The sequence below is a fragment of the Mucilaginibacter phyllosphaerae genome, from assembly GCF_004378255.1.
Taxonomy (GTDB): domain Bacteria; phylum Bacteroidota; class Bacteroidia; order Sphingobacteriales; family Sphingobacteriaceae; genus Mucilaginibacter; species Mucilaginibacter phyllosphaerae.
In genome coordinates, this window is the sequence record NZ_SNQG01000002.1 from 546164 (window position 1) to 565881 (window position 19718).

17 protein-coding genes, 1 tRNA gene and 1 pseudogene are annotated in these 19718 nt (G+C 42.9%); 5 read left to right on the top strand and 14 right to left on the bottom strand.

What is annotated here, in order from left to right; genetic code table 11:
* Positions 1 to 94: 94 nt before the first annotated feature.
* Positions 95 to 1804, bottom strand: a complete 1710-nt coding sequence (ilvD, locus tag E2R65_RS07270; RefSeq protein WP_134335817.1) for a dihydroxy-acid dehydratase — start codon at positions 1802 to 1804, stop codon at positions 95 to 97.
* 380 nt (positions 1805 to 2184) lie between these two features.
* Between ilvD and E2R65_RS07275 the strand changes: the two genes are divergently transcribed.
* Entirely contained in the window at positions 2185 to 3108 is a 924-nt protein-coding gene (locus tag E2R65_RS07275; RefSeq protein WP_134335818.1) for a DUF6263 family protein, read from the top strand.
* A gap of 86 nt (positions 3109 to 3194) precedes the next feature.
* Here E2R65_RS07275 and atpC read toward each other — a convergent pair whose 3' ends face one another.
* From atpC to E2R65_RS07290, 3 genes are all read right to left on the bottom strand, one after another.
* Positions 3195 to 3440 (bottom strand): ATP synthase F1 subunit epsilon, encoded by a 246-nt coding sequence (gene atpC, locus E2R65_RS07280; protein WP_134335819.1) that lies wholly within the window; start codon positions 3438 to 3440, stop codon positions 3195 to 3197.
* A 145-nt stretch (positions 3441 to 3585) separates the two neighbouring features.
* The gene (atpD, locus tag E2R65_RS07285) at positions 3586 to 5091 is read right to left on the bottom strand and encodes a F0F1 ATP synthase subunit beta (protein WP_134335820.1); all 1506 of its coding nucleotides are present in this window, start codon (positions 5089 to 5091) and stop codon (positions 3586 to 3588) included.
* Positions 5092 to 5310: 219 nt separating this feature from the next.
* Entirely contained in the window at positions 5311 to 6303 is a 993-nt protein-coding gene (locus E2R65_RS07290; protein WP_134335821.1) for an NAD(P)H-quinone oxidoreductase, read from the bottom strand.
* A gap of 144 nt (positions 6304 to 6447) precedes the next feature.
* On the opposite strand from E2R65_RS07290, the gene E2R65_RS07295 reads away from it, so the two are divergent.
* The 4 genes from E2R65_RS07295 to obgE all read left to right on the top strand — a co-directional run bounded on the left by E2R65_RS07295 (position 6448) and on the right by obgE (position 8848).
* Positions 6448 to 6909 (top strand): redoxin domain-containing protein, encoded by a 462-nt coding sequence (locus E2R65_RS07295; RefSeq protein ID WP_134335822.1) that lies wholly within the window; start codon positions 6448 to 6450, stop codon positions 6907 to 6909.
* Between the two features lie 102 nt (positions 6910 to 7011).
* Positions 7012 to 7085, top strand: a tRNA-Arg gene (locus E2R65_RS07300).
* Positions 7086 to 7144: 59 nt separating this feature from the next.
* A complete protein-coding gene (locus E2R65_RS07305) occupies positions 7145 to 7717 on the top strand; it encodes an adenylate kinase (RefSeq protein WP_134335823.1) in 573 nt (190 codons plus the stop codon).
* 114 nt (positions 7718 to 7831) lie between these two features.
* On the top strand, positions 7832 to 8848 hold the full coding sequence (obgE, locus tag E2R65_RS07310; protein WP_134335824.1) for a GTPase ObgE: 1017 nt from the start codon (positions 7832 to 7834) through the stop codon (positions 8846 to 8848).
* Here the strand turns inward: obgE and E2R65_RS07315 are convergent.
* From E2R65_RS07315 to E2R65_RS07365, 10 genes and pseudogenes are all read right to left on the bottom strand, one after another.
* Positions 8832 to 10412 carry a hypothetical protein gene (locus E2R65_RS07315; protein ID WP_134335825.1) on the bottom strand — a complete coding sequence of 527 codons (1581 nt, stop codon included), beginning with the start codon at positions 10410 to 10412 and terminating at the stop codon, positions 8832 to 8834. The genes obgE and E2R65_RS07315 overlap by 17 nt on opposite strands.
* A gap of 7 nt (positions 10413 to 10419) precedes the next feature.
* Complete coding sequence (locus E2R65_RS07320; protein WP_134335826.1) at positions 10420 to 10971, bottom strand: WcaF family extracellular polysaccharide biosynthesis acetyltransferase; 552 nt, start codon at positions 10969 to 10971, stop codon at positions 10420 to 10422.
* Positions 10958 to 12383 (bottom strand): annotated as a pseudogene (gene xrtY, locus E2R65_RS20040) (exosortase Y). Before xrtY ends, E2R65_RS07320 begins: the two are co-directional and overlap by 14 nt.
* Positions 12380 to 13000, bottom strand: a complete 621-nt coding sequence (locus E2R65_RS07335) for a class I SAM-dependent methyltransferase (RefSeq protein WP_134335829.1) — start codon at positions 12998 to 13000, stop codon at positions 12380 to 12382. The pseudogene xrtY and the gene E2R65_RS07335 overlap by 4 nt, the downstream one beginning before the upstream one ends.
* Positions 12997 to 14136: an XrtY-associated glycosyltransferase XYAG1 gene (locus tag E2R65_RS07340; protein WP_134335830.1), complete on the bottom strand. Its 1140-nt coding sequence runs from the start codon at positions 14134 to 14136 to the stop codon at positions 12997 to 12999. The genes E2R65_RS07335 and E2R65_RS07340 overlap by 4 nt, the downstream gene beginning before the upstream one ends.
* Positions 14133 to 15527, bottom strand: a complete 1395-nt coding sequence (locus E2R65_RS07345) for an exosortase Y-associated Wzy-like protein (protein ID WP_134335831.1) — start codon at positions 15525 to 15527, stop codon at positions 14133 to 14135. Before E2R65_RS07345 ends, E2R65_RS07340 begins: the two co-directional genes overlap by 4 nt.
* Positions 15517 to 16677, bottom strand: coding sequence for a glycosyltransferase family 4 protein (locus tag E2R65_RS07350; protein WP_134335832.1), 1161 nt, complete (start codon positions 16675 to 16677; stop codon positions 15517 to 15519). The genes E2R65_RS07345 and E2R65_RS07350 overlap by 11 nt, the downstream gene beginning before the upstream one ends.
* Entirely contained in the window at positions 16674 to 17864 is a 1191-nt protein-coding gene (locus E2R65_RS07355) for an acyltransferase family protein (RefSeq protein WP_158285231.1), read from the bottom strand. The genes E2R65_RS07350 and E2R65_RS07355 overlap by 4 nt, the downstream gene beginning before the upstream one ends.
* Positions 17812 to 18438 (bottom strand): class I SAM-dependent methyltransferase, encoded by a 627-nt coding sequence (locus tag E2R65_RS07360; RefSeq protein ID WP_134335834.1) that lies wholly within the window; start codon positions 18436 to 18438, stop codon positions 17812 to 17814. Before E2R65_RS07360 ends, E2R65_RS07355 begins: the two co-directional genes overlap by 53 nt.
* Positions 18435 to 19718, bottom strand: coding sequence for a glycosyltransferase (locus E2R65_RS07365; RefSeq protein ID WP_229704655.1), 1284 nt, complete (start codon positions 19716 to 19718; stop codon positions 18435 to 18437). The genes E2R65_RS07360 and E2R65_RS07365 overlap by 4 nt, the downstream gene beginning before the upstream one ends.

A 19718-nucleotide genomic window follows, 5' to 3' on the forward strand; every position in this document is an offset into this window, starting at 1 on the left:
ATTTAGCCCCCAACTCCCTAAATGGGGAGTGTTTTTTGATTAATTTCTTTGTTATATTTAAGCTCCTTTGTTTCCCCTTTAGGGGGTTAGGGGGCTACATTTCATCTGTTACGCAACCTTCGGCAGCGTTGCTTACCGTTTTTGCGTAGCGGTATAAAAGCCCTTTGCTCACTTTTAAAGCCGGTTGTTGCCATGCTGCTTTCCGTGCCGCAAACTCTTCATCGCTTATCATTACGTTAATGGTGCGGTTTATGGCATCAATAAATATCCGGTCCTCATCTTTTACAAAGGCAATACCACCGCCGTCATAAGCCTCTGGCGTGATGTGGCCTACCACAAAACCGTGTGTGCCGCCACTAAAACGGCCATCAGTTATTAACGCTACCGAACTACCCAACCCTGCACCAAATATGGCCGAAGTTGGTTTCAACATCTCGGGCATGCCGGGTGCGCCTTTAGGGCCAACGTTACGGATCACCACCACGTCGCCTTGTTTTACCAAACCGCTTTGGATGCCGTGGATCAATTCAAACTCACCATCAAACACACGTGCCGGGCCTTCAAAGCTGGTACCTTCTTTGCCGGTAATTTTAGCTACGCTGCCACCGGTGGCCAGGTTCCCGTATAATATTTGTAAGTGGCCGGTCGCTTTAATAGCGTTTTCTACCGGCAGTATGATTTTTTGTGTATCGAAGTTTAATTCAGGTACCGATTCCAGGTTTTCTGCAATAGTTTTGCCGGTTACGGTAAGGCAGCTGCCATCAAGCCAGCCTTGTGCAAGGCAATACTTCATTACCGCAGGCACACCGCCAATGTTATGCAGGTCCTCCATCATGTATTTACCGCTTGGCTTCATATCGGCCAAAACCGGGATGCGGTTGCTCACGGTCTGGAAATCATCCTGGGTTACCTTTACGCCAACGCTTTTAGCCATTGCTATCAGGTGCAGTACGGCATTGGTACTGCCGCCCAAAACCATGATGATCACTATCGCGTTCTCGAAAGCAGCACGGGTCATGATATCTGATGGTTTAATATCTTTTTCTAACAAAACCTTTATCGCCCTGCCCGCGGCCAAACACTCCGCTTTTTTATCATCACTTAACGCAGGGTTTGATGAGGAGTAAGGCAAGCTCATACCCAAAGCTTCTATAGCAGCAGCCATAGTATTTGCCGTATAAATACCACCGCATGCACCCGCGCTTGGGCAGGCATTTTTTATCACACCTATAAAATCTTCGGGGGTGATTTGCCCCGCTATTTTTTTACCTAAAGCTTCAAATGCCGATACGATGTTCAGGTCTTCGCCTTTATAGTGGCCGGGCTTAATGGTACCGCCATATACCATGATAGAAGGGCGGTTTAACCTGCCCATTGCCATAATAGAACCCGGCATATTTTTGTCGCATCCCGGCAGGGTGATCAATCCATCATAATATTGTGCACCGGTAACAGCTTCAATAGAATCGGCAATGATATCACGGCTCATTAACGAGTAGCGCATACCTTCGGTACCGTTGCTCATGCCATCACTTACACCAATAGTGTGGAAGATGAGGCCTACCATATCCTCATCCCAAATACCTTGTTTAACCAACTGGGCCAGATCGTTAAGGTGCATGTTACAGGTGTTGCCATCATAACCCATGCTTGCTACACCTACCTGCGCTTTTTGCATGTCATCATCGGTAAGGCCAATACCATACAGCATAGCTTTTGCCGCAGGCTGGGTTTCATCCTGAGTAAAGGTTTTACTGTATTTGTTTATTTCAACAGTGTTATTTGTATCTGATGATGAACTCATTTTTGTCGGCGTTTTTGTATGCGGCTACATCCAAATGGTTGTTGCCAGCGTTTGTGTTATAAGATATTTGTAAGTTAGATATAGCTATATTGATTAGCAAGGCAATAAAATTATTTTTAAAATAAGTATATAATTTTATTTTTATAATTAATTCAATATTATAGTTTGTAAATATATAATTTATTAGAATTTAATTTTTATTAATTTATACCAAAGTTTAAAACGGTATTCGGTATGTGTTTTATGCATGCATAGTAAAATGTCAAAATTCGGCGTGAAATGCAGTTGCTAAGGCTAAAATATTTCTAAAATCTACTTTGATAGAACATCATTTGTTATCCCTGAAAACTATCAGCATCTTTACTACTTAACTAAATAATATGAAATTAACATTTACCCTTTTAATCTTATTGATAGCTGCCACAGGTTATTCCCAAAAAATTAAATTACAGCTTAATCTTCAAAAAGATAGTACTTACACTATTACGATGAATGCCAAAATGGATATTGATCAGTTGATACAGGGCGCACATCAAATTGTAAAAACTACTATTACAGGGGTAATGTCGCACAAGGTTATATCTATACAGGATACCCTTTATGATATGGACGTTACTTATAAAAGCCTTGTGATGAATATGGAGTTGGGTGGTAAAACCATTAACTTCAATAGCCAGGATAATGATACAACCAATATCATGTCTAAAGCTATGCGTAATATGATAGGCAATTCGTTTACTATAATGATGAGTAAAAGAGGGCAGATCGTAACTGTAAAGAATACCGAACGATTGTTCGCCGGCATATTTAAGGGCTTCCCGGCAATAGATGAGCAAAAGAAGACTCAATTAATGGCACAGTTGCAACAATCATTTGGTGATAAATCCATCAAAGGCAACTTACAGGAATCGTTTGTGATCTTTCCAAAAGTCCAGGTAGATGTTAAATCAAATTGGACAAACCAAACTTTTTTGGAGGCCGCGGCAATTTCAGCCAAAACTAAAACCACTTTTACTTTAGACGGTGTTACGGATGATGCTTATGAAATAAGTGGTACTGCTGTTATCATGGCAGATAAAGTCCCTGAGTTTAAAAACTCAAATAAGTTTTTCATTCGTTTGCTTAACATAGCCGGTGACAATGTTACCAAAGTTAAGATCAATAAAAAGACCGGCTGGATCATGCAGTCAAACGTAAAAAAGCATATCAAAGGCGATGTTGAATTAAAACAAACTTTAGATGGCCCTATTTTAATTACTTACCCCATGGTAATTGATGGTGATTTAAGCACTACCGGTAATTAATAAAAATTTCAAAGAACGAAAAAATTAAACACAAAAAAAGTCCGGCCAATACTGACCGGACTTCCTACTATCAGTATAAAAAGTTCCTATTTGTGAATAATACCTTCTGCCAACACAGTTATCTTGTTGTTTAAGGCTTCTACAACACCACCCTGTATAAAAAATACATCTTCCTGAGCGCCACGTATGGTAAGCTTGCCATCATTTAAAGTAGAAATGATAGGAGCGTGGTTGTTCAGGATCTCGAAAAAACCTAATGTACCAGGTAAGGTAACCGAGGTAGCCTCGCCTTCAAAAACTTTTTTATCGGGTGTAAGAATTTCTAATGTCATTCTGTTTTTAGATGGGAGATATGAGATTTTAGATATGAGATGAAGCTCCTGATCTTTAATCTTATACCTGTATTGTATATTATAAAAGGTGAGATATTAGATTTGAATGTATTTATCTCAAATCTAATATCTCACATCTCAAATCTTAGTTGTTGGCTTCAGCCAAAAGCTTTTTACCTTTTTCAATAGCATCTTCAATGCTGCCTACCAGGTTAAAGGCTGCTTCCGGGTATTCATCAACCTCACCATCCATGATCATGTTAAAGCCTTTGATGGTGTCTTTAATATCAACCAATACACCTTTTAAACCGGTGAACTGCTCGGCAACAAAGAATGGCTGTGAAAGGAAACGCTGCACACGACGGGCGCGTGATACCACTAATTTATCTTCTTCAGAAAGCTCATCCATACCTAAGATAGCGATGATATCCTGTAACTCTTTGTAACGTTGTAAAGTTTCTTTAACACGTTGAGCGGTATTGTAATGCTCGTCGCCTAAGATAGCTGCGCTAAGGATACGTGAGGTAGAATCCAACGGATCCACCGCAGGATAAATACCCAGCTCGGCAATTTTACGTGAAAGTACGGTTGTAGCATCTAAGTGGGCGAAGGTTGTTGCCGGTGCAGGGTCGGTCAAGTCATCCGCAGGTACGTAAACGGCCTGTACAGATGTAATTGAACCACGTTTTGTTGACGTGATACGCTCTTGCATGGTACCCATCTCTGTTGCCAAAGTTGGCTGATAACCTACCGCCGATGGCATACGGCCCAATAGTGCCGATACCTCAGAACCCGCTTGCGTAAAACGGAAGATGTTATCAATAAAGAATAAGATATCACGGCCTTTACCTTCTTCGTCACCATCGCGGAAATACTCTGCCAGGGTTAAACCGGAAAGTGCCACACGTGCACGCGCACCAGGAGGCTCGTTCATTTGTCCGAAAACGAATGTTGCTTTTGATTCTTTTAAAGCTTCGGTATCTATCTTAGACAGGTCCCAGCCGCCTTCTTCCATAGAATGCATAAATGCATCACCGTATTTTATAATGCCTGATTCCAGCATCTCGCGCAGTAAATCGTTACCTTCACGGGTACGCTCGCCTACACCTGCAAATACAGATAAACCTGCGTAAGCTTTCGCGATATTGTTGATCAATTCCTGAATTAATACCGTTTTACCAACACCGGCACCACCAAATAAACCAATTTTACCACCTTTTACGTAAGGCTCTAAAAGGTCAATTACTTTTATACCTGTAAACAAAGCCTCAGTTTCGGTAGACAGGTCTTCAAAGCGCGGCGGGGTAGCGTGGATAGGGCGGCCATTGGTTTTATCTAAATCCTCAATACCATCTATAGCATCGCCAACTACGTTAAATACACGGCCTTTAATGCTTTCGCCAACCGGCATTTTAATAGCATTTTCGGTATCTAAAACTTTCATACCGCGCAGCAAACCGTCGGTCGAGTCCATGGCGATTGCGCGCACACGGTCTTCACCCAAATGTTGCTGAACTTCTAAAATGATTTTCTGTCCGTTGTCTTTTGTTATCTCAAGTGCATCATAAATCTTAGGAAGATGTGCATCATCAGCGAAACTTACGTCAACTACCGGACCGATGATCCGTGATATTTTTCCAATGTTTGGCATATATAACCTGGTGTTTTAAAGAATTTATAATGAAACAGATACCTGTAATACAAAACGGTCCTATTTCAGAGGCGCAAAGTTAAGGTTTATTGCTAAATATTTAAATACCTGAGCGAAGAAATTTCAATGATTTTTTAAAATGCCGTCTCATAACAGATAACAGGCGGTTTAAGGATGTGCGGTTAACGGCCGCAACAGCAGGTTTAAAGGCATGTACAACTACAAATTATCTGTAAACTGTAATACTATCTTCCCCATATGTGCGCTGCTTTCCATTAGTTCGTGCGCTTTGGCGGCTTCATCGGCAGTAAATACTTTGTAAATAATAGGTTTTATTTTGCCCGATTTAAGTAGCGGCCATACATTTTGTTCGAGCTTTTGGGCGATGGCACTTTTAAACTCCACATCGCGCGAGCGTAACATAGATCCTGTAATGTTGATGCGCTTCCGCATTACTTCGGCCAGATCTATAGTTACATTTTTGCCCTTCATGCTGTTAATGTGCACCAAACGGCCTTCGGTAGCCAGGCATTTAATGTTTAAAGGCGTGTAATCGCCGCCTATCATATCCAGTATCACATCAACACCTTTGCTACCGGTAAGCCGCAGGATCTCTTCGTCAAACTTTGTGGTGTTATAATTAATAGCTTTTGCGGCGCCCAGGCCTTCGCAAAATTGGCATTTGTCATCACTGCCTGCGGTAACATAAACGGTATTGCCTAATGCAGCAGCCATTTGTATAGCAGCCACGCCAATGCCGCTGCTGCCACCATGCACCAGCAAGCTTTCGCCGGGTTTTAATTGGCCGCGATCAAACACATTGCTCCAAACGGTAAAAAAGGTTTCGGGCAGGGATGCCGCCTCTGCAAACGACAGGTTATCCGGCACGGGCAGGCATTGCCCCTCTGGTGCATTGCAATACCCGGCATAGCCGCCGCCAATTACCAGGGCGCAAACTTTATCACCAACCTTCCAACGGGTAACATCTTTACCCATTTCGGCCACTGTGCCGGCTATTTCCAGCCCCGGTATATCAACAGGTGCACCCGCAGGCGGCGGATAATTGCCTTTGCGCTGCGCCACATCCGGGCGGTTAATGCCGGCGGCCATTACCTTTATCAATACTTCATCGGGTTTAACGGCAGGGATGGGCCTTTCAGCAATTTGCAAAACTTCCGGCACGCCGGGTTGGGTAATGATGATGGCTTTCATACCGTTAATAATAGCTTTTAGGATGGATATGTTTGTGTGCCTTTTGCGCTTTAAGCCGAATTATTTTTTACTTTTTGTTTAATAACACACCGGTGATAATCATTATGGTAATTATCATTTTATTTGCAGGATAAAACCAATAATATGTCGATACAAACAGGCCAGGCGGCACCGCAGTTTACATTAACCTCGTCAGATCTTAAAGAAGTTTCATTAGCCGATCTTAAAGGTAAAAAGGTAGTGATCCATTTTTTTCCGTTAGCATTTACAGGTGTTTGCACTACACAGCTTTGCACCATGCGCGATAGCTTTGGCTATTATGACGGCTTAAACGCACAGATCTTAGGCATTTCTGTCGACTCGCCTTTTACCCTGGCTAAGTTTAAAGAAGAGAATGCTTACCAGTTTCCGCTGCTTTCTGATTTTAATAAGGATGCATCTGAGGCTTATGGCGCGCTGTACGAATCATTTGCATTTGGTATGAAAGGCGTGAGCAAACGTGCTGCCTTTGTGATAGATGAGCAGCAAAATGTGATTTATGCAGAGGTGCTGGAGAATGCCGGCGACTTGCCCGATTTTGAGGCAATTGCAGAAAAAGTAAAGTAATTGATAAAAAGTTTGCAACAAATAGAAGAAAATTCTATTTTTGCAGTCCGTAAAAAAAGGGTCTGATGTTATTTTAAGCATCAAAAACTTAATCCGGGAAATGCACTTGTAGCTCAATTGGATAGAGCATCTCACTACGGATGAGAAGGTTTGGGGTTCGAATCCCTACAAGTGCACAATAACTTTAAGCCTTTCTGTATGCAACGGAAAGGCTTTTAACTTTAATCACAAAGGGATGCTTAACTTAGTACTGTTTGGTCCGCCCGGCGCAGGGAAGGGTACTCAATCACAAAATCTTATCGAAAAATTTGGCCTCATCCACCTTTCAACGGGTGATTTATTACGTGGCGAAATTTCACAGGGTACCGAACTTGGCCTGGAAGCAAAAAAACTGATGGACGAAGGTATGCTGGTGCCCGATAGCGTAGTGATAGGGATGATCAGCAATAAGCTTGATGCCAATAAAGATGCAAAGGGTTTTATTTTTGACGGTTTCCCGCGTACGGTTGCACAGGCCGAAGCGCTGGATCAATTGCTTAGATCAAAAGATTCGGCCATATCCGGCATGATAGCGCTGGAGGTTACCGATGCCGAGTTAGAGCAGCGTTTATTGCTGCGCGGTAAAAGCTCGGGCAGGCCGGATGACGCCAACCCCGAAGTTATCCGCAAGCGTATTAAAGAATATAATGATAAAACTGCACCGGTTGCAGGCTTTTATAAAAATCAAAACAAATTTACAAGCATTAATGGTATAGGCGCGGTAGAAGATATCTTCGCTTCCATCAATACGGTTATAGCTTCTTATTAATTCATACAGTCCGAAAGTCGGCAAGACGGTAAAGTCCGGAAGAAGGAAGTATATATTTCTTTACTTTCGGACTTTATTGTCTTTCGGGCTTTCCCGACTTTAAAATAGAAAAGGATGTCTCAAGGCTCAAATTTTGTTGATTACGTAAAGATCTGTTGCCGTTCGGGACATGGTGGTGCGGGTTCTTCGCACCTGCATCGTGATATTTTAACCTCTAAGGGCGGCCCTGATGGTGGCGATGGCGGCCGCGGCGGCCATGTGATTGTAAAGGGTAACGCCCAGTTGTGGACCCTGCTTCACCTTAAATTCCGTAAGCACGTTATTGCCGGCGACGGCGACTCGGGCGGCAGTTCGTTACGATCTGGTAAAACCGGCCGGGATGAAATATTGGAAGTGCCTTTGGGTACTATTGCCAAAAATGCCGAAACAGGCGAGGTGCTTTTTGAGATAAACGCCGATGGGGAAACCAAAATTTTAGCCAAAGGCGGCCGTGGCGGCTTAGGCAACTGGCACTTTAAAACGCCTACCCAGCAAACGCCGCGTTTTGCCCAACCCGGCGAAGACGGTGAGGAAGACTGGAATATTCTGGAACTGAAATTACTGGCCGATGTTGGTTTGGTAGGTTTCCCTAATGCGGGCAAATCAACCCTGCTTTCGGTGGTATCTGCCGCCAAGCCGGAGATTGCCGATTATGCCTTTACAACGCTTGTACCCAATTTGGGTATTGTGGGTTACCGCAACAACAAATCGTTTGTTATGGCCGATATACCGGGTATTATAGAGGGTGCTTCGCAAGGCAAGGGCCTGGGGATTCGTTTTCTGCGCCACATCGAACGTAATTCGGTGCTGCTGTTTATGGTGCCGGCCGATACTAACCGCAGCATAAGGGAGGAATATAGTATTCTGCTAAAAGAATTGAACGAGTACAACCCCGAACTGATGCACAAGCCGCGGGTTTTAGCCATAACCAAAGCGGATATGCTTGATACCGAGTTACAGGAAGAGATGGAAAAGGAAGTGCCGGCAGATATACCGTATGTATTTATATCATCGGTAGCCCAGAAAAATATCACCGAACTGAAGGACCTGCTCTGGAAAGAGATCAACAAAGATATTACCGGGCCCCGGTAGCAAAGTAAAGCACGTAATTATCGCTCAACTCTTTTAACGAAAAGCCCTTATATCCGGGGAAAGATTTTAAAATAATGTTTGCCCGGATGCCGGTGTAATAAGCGGGCATAACAATATATAATGGGCCTGCGTGGCCTTTATGCAGGTAATCATCCTGGTTAATATTAAGGTTACTGTTGAGTGCATCAAGCGTAATGATACGGTTATGCCGAATTTCCAGCCCCAGGTCTGCACTAAAAAAAACAAATATGGCGTCCCTGTGCCTGTCATCAAGCATTTTAATATAGTTAAGGCTCGGCTGATCTATAAACTGCTGTCCAATGCCGGATGTGCCGTAAGCGGTGTATTCATGCAGCCCCTTTTGCCCGTTGATATAAAACTTAACCGAAAAGATGGCAATAATTAAAACTGCCAGCGCCAAAGCTGCCCGATAAACCATTTTATATCGGCTAAACAGGTATAAAGTGCCGGGGATGATGAGCAAGCCGACGATCCTGAAATGCCTCGACTCGTAAGAGATGCTTAGTTTACGCATAAATGCCGAGCCGAAAAACAGAATGGATATGCCATAAATAATGATGAGCAGCAATTTGTAATTTTTGTTTGGTACGTTTTTGCAGATGGCGTAAACCAGCAGCGCACTTAATACAGCCAGCGCAACTAATACCACCATTACCCATGGGGCGGATAATATGGGTACATCATTATGGAAAATAAAGCCGTTCACCAGATCGTCTGCAGAGAAGCCTGCCAGCAGGGGTGAGGCAACAGGGAAGGTTAAGGTTGGCCAGCTCAGGTCGATACCGTTTGAACCCGATGAGGGATTAAGGCCCTTTGACAGATACAACCACGAGATAACGGCTACCGATATCAGGGCCGGTACGCCTACCCAAAAGCCTTTAAAAAGCCAGTGTTTAACGTTTTTGTTACCTGCCGATAGCCGGATCCAAAGAAATAGTAAACCGCCGGCATAGATCCATATAAAGGATGATTTGCAGATAAAGCCTATCCAGCCGGCAAGTAACACAAACAGTACCAGCTTTAAGCCGGGCTTATCAAACACCAAACAGCCGTACAAAAACCATCCTGCAAAAGCGAAAAGTAAAGTTTCGCCACCTATATAAAAAATATAGGGGATAAAAAACGCCTGCTGGCAAACAATTACCAGTAAGCTTAAGGCACTTATTACCGGTGTAAACCCTGCCTTTTTAAAAAACTGATAAAAACCTGCAAGCCCAAAAAGCTGGCAAAGCATGGTAGTAACCGCAGCAGCATGGCCGGTATTTAAACCCAGTAATACCTTAAAAAAGTAGGGAACCAGATACTGCCCCGGCGACCACCAGGATATAAATTCGCTTGTGTTTTTAGAAAGATCTGCCGGGTTGGGTTTGGTAAGCATGTTGAAATCGCCGCCCAATTGCATACACCTTAACACCTGGAACCCCCAACTGGCATCCGGAAAAATGGCAGGTGGAGTTAGCACAACCATTAAACCCAGGCTAAAAACTATTACAAGTACAATTAAAAGCACTATCCGGTTTATTGATATTACAGGATCAAACATTGTATATCTATTCAATAACACGGGCACGTACTGCTACAGCAGGGTTACCCTGGTAAATGGTAAAAGGCTTGAGGTTTTTAGATGCTACCGAACCACTGGCTAACACGGCATGGCTTGCTGCGGTAATACCCTGGTTAATAATGGCACCGCAGCCTATCCAAACCCCGTCCTCAAGTATGATCTGCCCGGTTATCAGATCAAAGGCGGCTTTTTTGTAATTATGGCTGCCGGTTTGCAACATGGCCCCCTGCGATATGCAGGCATTGCCGCCTATCACAACTTTAACCAGGTTATCTATCCAAACGCGCTCGCCTATCCAGGTATTGTTGCCAATTTGCAAATTCCAGGCGTATTTTATGTTTACCCCCGGTTTTATAACCACCCCTTTGCCAATTTGTGCACCAAATAAACGCAGCAAAAATATTTTTACGCCGTTTACCGGCAGCCAGTACGATTTAAAAAAGACAGCATTAATGTAATACCATAACACCCGCTTTAGGGCATTGCCACCCGGGCTGTAAGCCGAATTATTATAGGCAGACAAGTTAGTTTGCGGCATTTTTAACAAGGGCTTTATCCTGATAACGGATGTAAAAGTATAAGCTTGCGGCTATAATAATATATACCAGTATATTAAACATAGTGTGATGATCTGATATATAAACGTTTTTTACAGGCCGCCAGTAAAGGGACAATACTATAAAACGCGATACATTGAGTATTTGTATGGCCAGTAACCCAAAGCCCCCAAAATATAATTTTGATTTTAAGGAAGCCGGATAAGCAATTACAAACGCTGCAAAAAAGCACATCACCCCAAAGCCCAGGCAATCGTACCCAACATGGATAATGTTGTGGCCAACAACCAGCATCTGGTAAACACTCGTTTTGGTTTCAAACCCTAAAATAGTTAATATAGCCGAACTGCACTCGATAAGTATATATCTTAAACCGCTGATGAAATTAAGGTGATGATCTAAAAAGGCAGCGTAAACTTTGCCCCCCGGCGATGTAAGGCTAAGGTAACCGATGTAAAAGCCATAAAGCAGCGCAAACAGGCACAAAAAGCGGATAACAAAAAGTACTGCGGGGGTTATTTTTGATTTATTGCCCATCGCTTTGCTGTTGCTTTAAAAGCTCATCTATTTTAATATCTACTACCAGCCTAAACCAAAAAGCCTGCATAAAATGGAATATGAGGCCCGTACGCCCATCTAATATACCCAATTTAAATATGATCCGGTATAAAAAATACAGCATAGGCCTTGCGTAGCGCGGCAGTTTCCACCAGCGTTGTTTAAGCCAGGCGGTACGCTCATCCGGCGACCCCCAGAATTTTGGTTTAACGGTTTGCAGCCTGATGCTTTGCATGCGTTCGATCTCTTCATGAGCCAAAAGATCACTGTATTTATTGTGTTTGGCTATCCAAAAACTAATTTTATTCTCTTTCAGGTTTTCTTCCAGGATGTGGCCGTTCTTCCAGATCAGCGTATTGCCCTGCACAACCAGGCGGTGGTCCATATTTTCATTAGTATCTGAAAACCCTATACCGAAACGGATCATTTTAAGCAGGTAAAAAGGATAATAACCGCCGTGCCTTATCCACCGGCCTTTAAAAAAATTTTTACGGTTAAAGTAAATGCCGTTAATGCTTTGGTAATCTGTATCCCTAAAATTTTGCAGCAGTACAAAAAGTTCGGGCGTTACTATCTGGTCGGCATCAAGGCAGATTACCCAGGGCGTTTTAACCTCAAAATTTTTAAGGGCAAAATCCCATTGCCGGGGATGGTTAATAAAGGCATGCTGTGCAATTACTGCCCCTGCATTTTCGGCAATTACTATCGTACCATCGGTACTGCCCGAATCTAAAACAAAGGTTTCGGCATTTAAGCCGGTAATAGAGTTGAGCAGCCGCGGAAGATGCCTCTCTTCGTTATAGGTAAGAATGATGAAAGAGAACTGACTGTTCAATTTAAACGCGCTTTAATTAACATAGATTTCCAAAGATACGGTATCCGGCCACAACCTGTAAAGGCAGTAACTTTAAAGCCTTTGCCAGTTAATAAATTACCAAGTGTTTTTGCCGACCACATTTTGATGTGCCCGCCAAGCCATAAAGGGCTGATATGGCTATCCCACTTATTAAACAAGCTTAATACCAGGTTTTTTAAATAACCATGATAAGGTGTTGATAATATAATGTCACCATGATTATGCAGCGCCTGCTTGCAAAAATCTATAAACGCTGCCGGATCATAAAGGTGCTCAATAACTTCGGTAGAGATAATGGTATCAAATGGCAGTCCCTGTAGCTTGGCCGGGAGTTTACCTGTTGACAGGTCCTGCACAAAAAAGCGGTCAGGGTGGGTTTGTTGAGCTATCCTGATCCCTTTTTCGGAAGCATCCGTACCGTAAGCATTGTAGCCTAAGGATATTAAATGATTAACCAGGTAGCCGTTACCGCAGCCCAGGTCTAATATGCATTGATTTTTATCTTTAGCAAGCATACCCAGCAAAGGCTGCAGTATGTAGTTAAAGTTATGGGTCATGGAATTATTGTTGAAACCGTAATCTTTGTAGTCGCTCATGCCCTTGTTATCGTATTGTTATAATATTGAATGTATTGCTGTACCAGTTTATTGCCTGTAAAATCGTCGCGCACAATAGCCGGTGCGGTATCCCGTATAGTTTGCAGATCCTGTTTTAATTGAGCGCCAATAGTGTTTATAGCATTACTTACAGCAGGCGCGTTGGTTTGGCACACCCAGCCCAGTTTTAATTTATCTACATAACCGGCAAGGCCCACGTTTTCGCTTACCAGTACGGCTGTGCCAACACTTAGGCTTTCTATCACCACGTTACCAAAATTTTCATCGTGCGATGGCAGCACAAGCAGGTGATGCGCAGCCAGCAGGTCAAACTTATCATCACCATAAAAACCTGCCCAGGTAATTTTGCTGGATAATGCCGGGTTGGTAACCAATGCTTTTAAAGCATCTGTGTATTCTTTATCGCCATCGCCGGCAATCGTTAAATGAAAAGGGATGGTTACAAATGCTAAAGCATGCAGCAAAATATCAAGCCCTTTTTTGGGCTCGATGCGTGAAAAGAACAGCAGCTTTAATAGCCCGCCTGCGGGCTGTTTTTTGATTAAGGTATTACCCGGTTTTACAAAATTTGGGATGCTGATAATGCTTAAAGGCTTAACCAGTTTTTTAATAGATTCTTCTTCTCTTTTTGAGGTAACATGTATATGGCTTTTGGCCAGCAGCTTTTTACCCAGCAGTTTGTGGATGAGCCCTTTTACACCCGAATTTTTGTTTAAGAAGGAATAATCGCTTAAAGTGCCTCTGGGTGATATGATTAAGGGTATGCCCTTACTTTGTGCGATAACCGCCGAAAATACAGATACCAGGTTCCACCAGGCATGGATGTGGATCAGATCGAACTCGTGGGCCCTTTTGCGCAAATCATTGAATAAAGCCGGCGAAAAGTGGGTATGGTCTTTAGTGATCCTTTTAAAATAAGTAACCGTTACGCCATCTACTTTAACCGGTAAGTTTGCTGTAACAGGTAACTCCCCGGCGCCGTTTGCGGTGGTTGCGAATACTTCAACTGCGGTGCCTGCCTGGTTAAGCTGCTCGCAAAGCATACTTGCCGACATGGTTGGCCCCCCGTAGATATAGGCCGGTTTATAAGCAGCAATAATGTGCAGTACTTTCAAATCGGTTTCAAAAAATTAGTCCACACAAATATTTTGTGCACAAGCAGCATGGTAATATAACTCCAGAAAACTGAATTGGCAATAAATTCAAAGCTTGACCCCCGCCAAAAGATCTGGAACAAACCGCAGAATATGAGGGCGGTACCTAAAATATAGCCCCCAAACAACTGCTCGGCTTTTTGTGATATGAGTTGTACAGCAGCGCCATAAATAAACAGGGATATAAATATACCTATTACACCGCCGGATAGATAGCCATCAACAATATAAGCGGGTTTGGCAGATACGTTTGAGCCGCGCAAAATTACACCGGCATCATATACCCGCTCCATGATCAGGTCTTCGGTTATAGGTTTACCCGGCCAAAAAATGCGGGGTATAACAGCCATTGCAGATTGCCCCACCAGTTGTAAGCCATAGTAGTCGACTTTATCGGGCGTGGATTGGATGAAATTGGTAAACATATCCACCTCGCTCAACCTGAAAACCAAAAAGCCCCAGTTACTGATCTCCTCATCCGGGTTAAGAGTTGCATCAAGTGCTAATTCATAAGCTTCATCGCTGCTTACATTATCTGCCCAGGCGTTTTGCCTGAAAACCTGGTTGTAAGTAGGCAGGTACATAAACAGTAATATAAGTACAGGTATAAAAACAAGGTTTACTACGGCTTTATAGCTTGGATATAAAAAGATACCCAGCACCAGTACACTGATAATGATAGGTTCTTTAAACCCGGATGTTAGCGCCTGATAAAAATTTGTTAAGTATAAAAAACCGCAGATAGCCGTATAACCGATCTTTTTTAGCGGGATTGCAAAAGCAAGCGCCAGTGTACCTGAAATAAAACTTAATGAACTGAATTGAAAATAAAATTGTGTAAGCCCCGGTATTTTGGTTGACAGGACAGTTAAGGGGAGGCAAAATATAGCTACCAGAAACAGCAGGTTGGCCAACCTGTCGCTGTCATAAGTGTATTTTTGTTCGATGGGGTATTTCATGAACCAGAGCATCCCGGTAACAAATGCGGCATGGCCCAAAACATAATAACGCTGGCACTGGGCTAAAAGCGGAATTTTTTCTTCCGCCATATCAAAAAGGTCGCCGGTTTGGTCGAGATTACCAAAGCCTAAAAGGTTAAAAAAATAAAATATAGAACTACAGGCCATATAGCCTATAAAAATAACCTGCACCAAAAAAACGGGGCGCATTATCTGTTCGGTAATGTTACGGTCTGCCGGCATAGGTTTAAGATGCCCGCTATAGCAAATATAAAATATAAATAACGACCCCACCCAGGCCACCAGGTAAGATACTGCAGGTATGGAATTACACATAACAGACAATACCCAGGGCAAATAAAGTATCAGGTACCTTTCGGCTTTATTTGGCATTTAACTGATGCTGATAATTAGTAATGTGATCGGCCTGTAGTTCAAAACTCCAGTTTTTAATAATTGCTTTTGATGCTTCGCCCATGATGGCCAATCCGTTTTTTTGTTTGCCTGCTAACATAGCCAACTTTTTACTGATATCTGCTAACGAACCTGCCTTATGTTGGTAGCCATTATTGTCATCTTTAACCAGATCGGCAGCACAACCTGTTTTATCAGAAACCAAAACTGCCTTGCCGCAGGCCATCGCTTCGTTAATGGCCAACCCCCAGGTTTCTCCGGGCCCTTTGGATGGTAAGCAAAATATGTCACTGGCCTGGTAAATGGCAGGCATGGCACTTTGGTTCACAAAATTCATAAAGTGGATATTGCTGTGCCGGGTGCCTGCTTTTTTTAATTCGGGCTCTAAAACGCCATTGCCAACAAATAGCAGATGTGCGCCTTGTAAATTTAAGTTAATAAAAGCCTGCAGCAAAAGCATCGGATCTTTTTTGGCCTCAAATTTACCTGCAAAAAGTATCAGTATATCATCGCCGGCAAGGTTTAGATCCTGCCTTATCTTTTCTACTGCCTTATGGTGGCTGATGGCATAGCGGTTATTATCCACCGCATGCGGGGCAAAAACCATTTGCTGATGTTTTAAGCCATATTTTTTAAAGTAGGCCTTATTATTTGTACCTGTGTACAGGGCATAATCTACATGGCTGTAAACCCAGCGCAGATAAAAACATTTAAGGATATTTTTAACGCCGGGTTTTTCATCAAGCAGGGTAGAGTCGCCCCTGAAAAGTACCGGTACCTTGTTTTTAAAATAGCGCAGTACCTTTAAATGGCTGTGATACCACCAGCCGTAAACCAATAGGGTATCGGGCCCCCATAATTCTATCTGGCTGATGAGGCCGGGGTTAATAATACCTTTTGAATGATGCGAGCCCGCATCAGCAGCCGTGTTTATTACCCAGGTGTAACAGTATCCATCCAGCAGGTTGATATCCCATTGAATAGTTTTGCCAAAACCGGGGTCGTGCTTGTTTAGCGAAGCTTCGCCCCAGGTATAAAACACCATCAACTCTACCGTTTGCGCCAATAATTTAAATACGGGCGCGTAATACTGTATAGGGTGGGTTACAATAATGGCCAGTTTTTTCATCTCTTTTTACTACGGGCCATAAATGGTTTTTCTAAAACAATAAAGCTTAGGGTTGCAATAGGGATAAGTATGGCAGCACTTATAAAAAATGTTGTTATGGGTGCAAGTATGCCTTTAAAATTGGGGAATTTTGCAATAAGATAATTACCTGTTAGCTGATGCACCAAGCCATGGTAAAGGTAAAAACTAAAAGAAATTTTACCAATGTAGCTTAATACTTTATTCCCCAGAATAAATTTTAAATATTTTGTTGATGTGATGGCCAGATAAGTTATCCCGCCAAACCCCAGGCCCATAAGGGTAAAGCCTATAAGTTTAAATAAGTTATAATAATCGGCAATTAAGCTTAAAACAGGTTTGGATATCATTAGCCTGCCTGTGTAGGTGATAATGATGAAAAATATTAAATAAAGCCAGCGGTTTTTTAATTGCATCCGCGGATATGCCAGCAGTAGTTTGCCAGCCAATATCCCCCACATAAATTCAAAATACCTGAATATGATATGGCCCAGTAAATCATCCGACCCTGATCTTAAAAAAACAATGCCAGTAAGGGCAATTACTATGATGGTGATACTGATGATGAAAAACGTTTTTTTGAATCCTAACCGGTTTTGATAAATTAATAAAAACGGAATGATGAGATAAAATTCCCACTCGGCTGTCAGCGACCAAAAGATGCTTTCGGGGCTGTATTCAGGCAATATGCCGTTAAAATAAATTAAGCTTGTTATTGCTGTTTTTATATAAGCATACTGATGGTTTTCTGTTACCCTGATAACAATATATATAGCACAGATGGTGTAAAAGGCCGGTGATAGCCGCGCCCACCGGTTTTTGATGAACGCCCCAAAATCCTTATATACAAATACTTTGTTTTTTGCATAAAAGTAATACATACAAAAGCCGCTGATCACAAAAAACAGATCGACCCCGTTGCCCCCTAAGGCTAAGATCGACGTAATATCTAAAGGGCCTATCCATAAACGGGGGCTGCCATATATTGCCCAGGTATGTATCCATAACACGCCTAATGCGGCTAATGCCCTTAACCCATCTAAAGCCACAAACCTGTTATTGGGTTTTGCTGAAGCAGCTGAATTTAATTCTATTTTATTCAATACAGATTTGGGATTATTTGGTACACTCAAAAGCTGCAGCGTTGTAAAACCTGCTTTCTTCTTCAACCGATGTAAAATGGCTGTCGGCCGAATCATTGAATAGTGCCGGGCGGATCTCTTTGAACCCTGCCCTGGTTAATTCGGCCTGCAGCGATTGATAATCCCACATCCATAAATGCTTGGAATTGCCATACAAGCCTTTTAAGCCTGATAAGATCCCTTTGCCCCGGCTTTCTATCCCCAGCATGGTGCTTCTCATAAATTCGTTTGCCGGTGCATCCAGATTATCAAAGGAATGGAGGTATTGCAGTGCTGCAATCTTAAGGTCGGGCACTACACCGCGAAATACACCGCCCGGTTTTAGTATGCGATAGCTGTTTTTTAAGGCCGTTGCGAAATCGTTATAGGAGAGATGCTCTAAGATGTGCGAGCAGTATAATCCATCGCAGCTATCCTGCTGTTCGGGCAGGCCGCTTACAATGTCGCCATATTTTACATTATCCGGAAAGCGCTGTATATTACGGGTGTACAATTTACCTAATACAGGTAGTCTTTCAAACCGCAGGGTAGGCGATGCATCGTAATTTACCCAACCATCAGGGGCCGAAAATCCGCAACCGTATTGTATATATCTTTTCATATCGTTTCGTTTAAAACCCGGTCAAACAGATCGGTTTGTTGTTTGGTTATGTTTGCTGCATCATATTTAAGCAGGCATTGCCGGTTATATTCAGGCAAAGGTAAATCATCAGTTGCCAGCAGTTGTAAAAAATGGCTGATGCGTGCTGCTATATCTATAGCATCATAATTTAATGCATAAGCAGCGCCGCATGCTGTTAAAACAGCATTAGCCGGGCTTTTTGAATTAAACACGGTTAATAGCGGCTTATTGGTTAGCAGGTAGGGATAAATTTTTGATGCGGTGTATTTGGGGTCGTCAGAGCCGGGGATGAACAATGCATCCGCCTGCTGCAGCGTGGCAAGCGTATGGAAATAGCTTATCCTGTCTGTTATCTCCGTTACATGATCTGCTATACCATATTGCCTGGCCAGGGGCAGTATAGTTGGTATGCCCCGGCCTTGCCCGGCATAACTGGTGCCGATAAAGTAAAAACGGATGTTGTTGCAGAACCCGCTGTTTTGAACCAGTGCTTTTTTAAACGCCTCAAAAACCGGGGCGATGGCCCGGTGCATATCTATACCGCCACGGCCAATATATACTATGTTTTTATAACCGGATGTAAGCAGGTTGGTAAAACTATCCTTATTTTGCAAAGCTATGGCCACATCCGGCGCAAAACTGCCAAATGTAATAGTTGCCGCAGGCACTGCCTTTATTTGCGGATATCTGGCCTTCAGGTCGGTAATATAATCTGGGGATACGCTGATTAAACCGCTAACCTGTTTTAAGGCCATGGGCTCTGATAATTTATTTAGCCGGTAAGATAACCAGTATTTTGGCGGCTGCTGTTCTTTGGGTTTATCACGGTAATACTCGGAATGCCAGGGATCCTGCATATCTATCACATAAGGCACCCCAAATTTCTTTTTCCAGTAAGCACCCAACACACATATCGGGAACTGGGTGGTAGAGAAATAGATAAGATCATATTTATTCCGGATCAGCAGCTCATTTACCTTCCTCCGGAAAAAAAAGTAAGCACGGTAAGCAATATTCCCAAACCCCAATTTTGAGGTGTACTTTTTAGATAAAGCCCTTACGGTATGCACCTTTATACCGGCCGGAATACTTGCAAGCAGCAGTTCATCCCTTTGCGCATCCGAGTAAGCGTCATCTACGGTTACCACTTCTGCCAGCCAGCCATTTTGCTCAAAATAGGGCAGGCTCATGCGCACACGCTGCATATCGGCTGTGTTAGATGGCGCAAAGTATGGCGAAATGATGAGTACGCGGTTCAA

Coding starts and splice junctions, on each gene's coding strand:
- atpC (WP_134335819.1), bottom strand. CDS start 3,440: ATGACATTAGAAATTCTTACACCCGATAAAAAAGTTTTTGAAGGCGAG.
- obgE (WP_134335824.1), top strand. CDS start 7,832: ATGTCTCAAGGCTCAAATTTTGTTGATTACGTAAAGATCTGTTGCCGT.
- E2R65_RS07290 (WP_134335821.1), bottom strand. CDS start 6,303: ATGAAAGCCATCATCATTACCCAACCCGGCGTGCCGGAAGTTTTGCAA.
- E2R65_RS07305 (WP_134335823.1), top strand. CDS start 7,145: ATGCTTAACTTAGTACTGTTTGGTCCGCCCGGCGCAGGGAAGGGTACT.
- E2R65_RS07360 (WP_134335834.1), bottom strand. CDS start 18,438: ATGAAAAGATATATACAATACGGTTGCGGATTTTCGGCCCCTGATGGT.
- E2R65_RS07295 (WP_134335822.1), top strand. CDS start 6,448: ATGTCGATACAAACAGGCCAGGCGGCACCGCAGTTTACATTAACCTCG.
- ilvD (WP_134335817.1), bottom strand. CDS start 1,804: ATGAGTTCATCATCAGATACAAATAACACTGTTGAAATAAACAAATAC.
- E2R65_RS07275 (WP_134335818.1), top strand. CDS start 2,185: ATGAAATTAACATTTACCCTTTTAATCTTATTGATAGCTGCCACAGGT.
- atpD (WP_134335820.1), bottom strand. CDS start 5,091: ATGCCAAACATTGGAAAAATATCACGGATCATCGGTCCGGTAGTTGAC.
- E2R65_RS07345 (WP_134335831.1), bottom strand. CDS start 15,527: ATGCCAAATAAAGCCGAAAGGTACCTGATACTTTATTTGCCCTGGGTA.
- E2R65_RS07350 (WP_134335832.1), bottom strand. CDS start 16,677: ATGAAAAAACTGGCCATTATTGTAACCCACCCTATACAGTATTACGCG.
- E2R65_RS07335 (WP_134335829.1), bottom strand. CDS start 13,000: ATGAGCGACTACAAAGATTACGGTTTCAACAATAATTCCATGACCCAT.
- E2R65_RS07320 (WP_134335826.1), bottom strand. CDS start 10,971: ATGCCGCAAACTAACTTGTCTGCCTATAATAATTCGGCTTACAGCCCG.
- E2R65_RS07315 (WP_134335825.1), bottom strand. CDS start 10,412: ATGTTTGATCCTGTAATATCAATAAACCGGATAGTGCTTTTAATTGTA.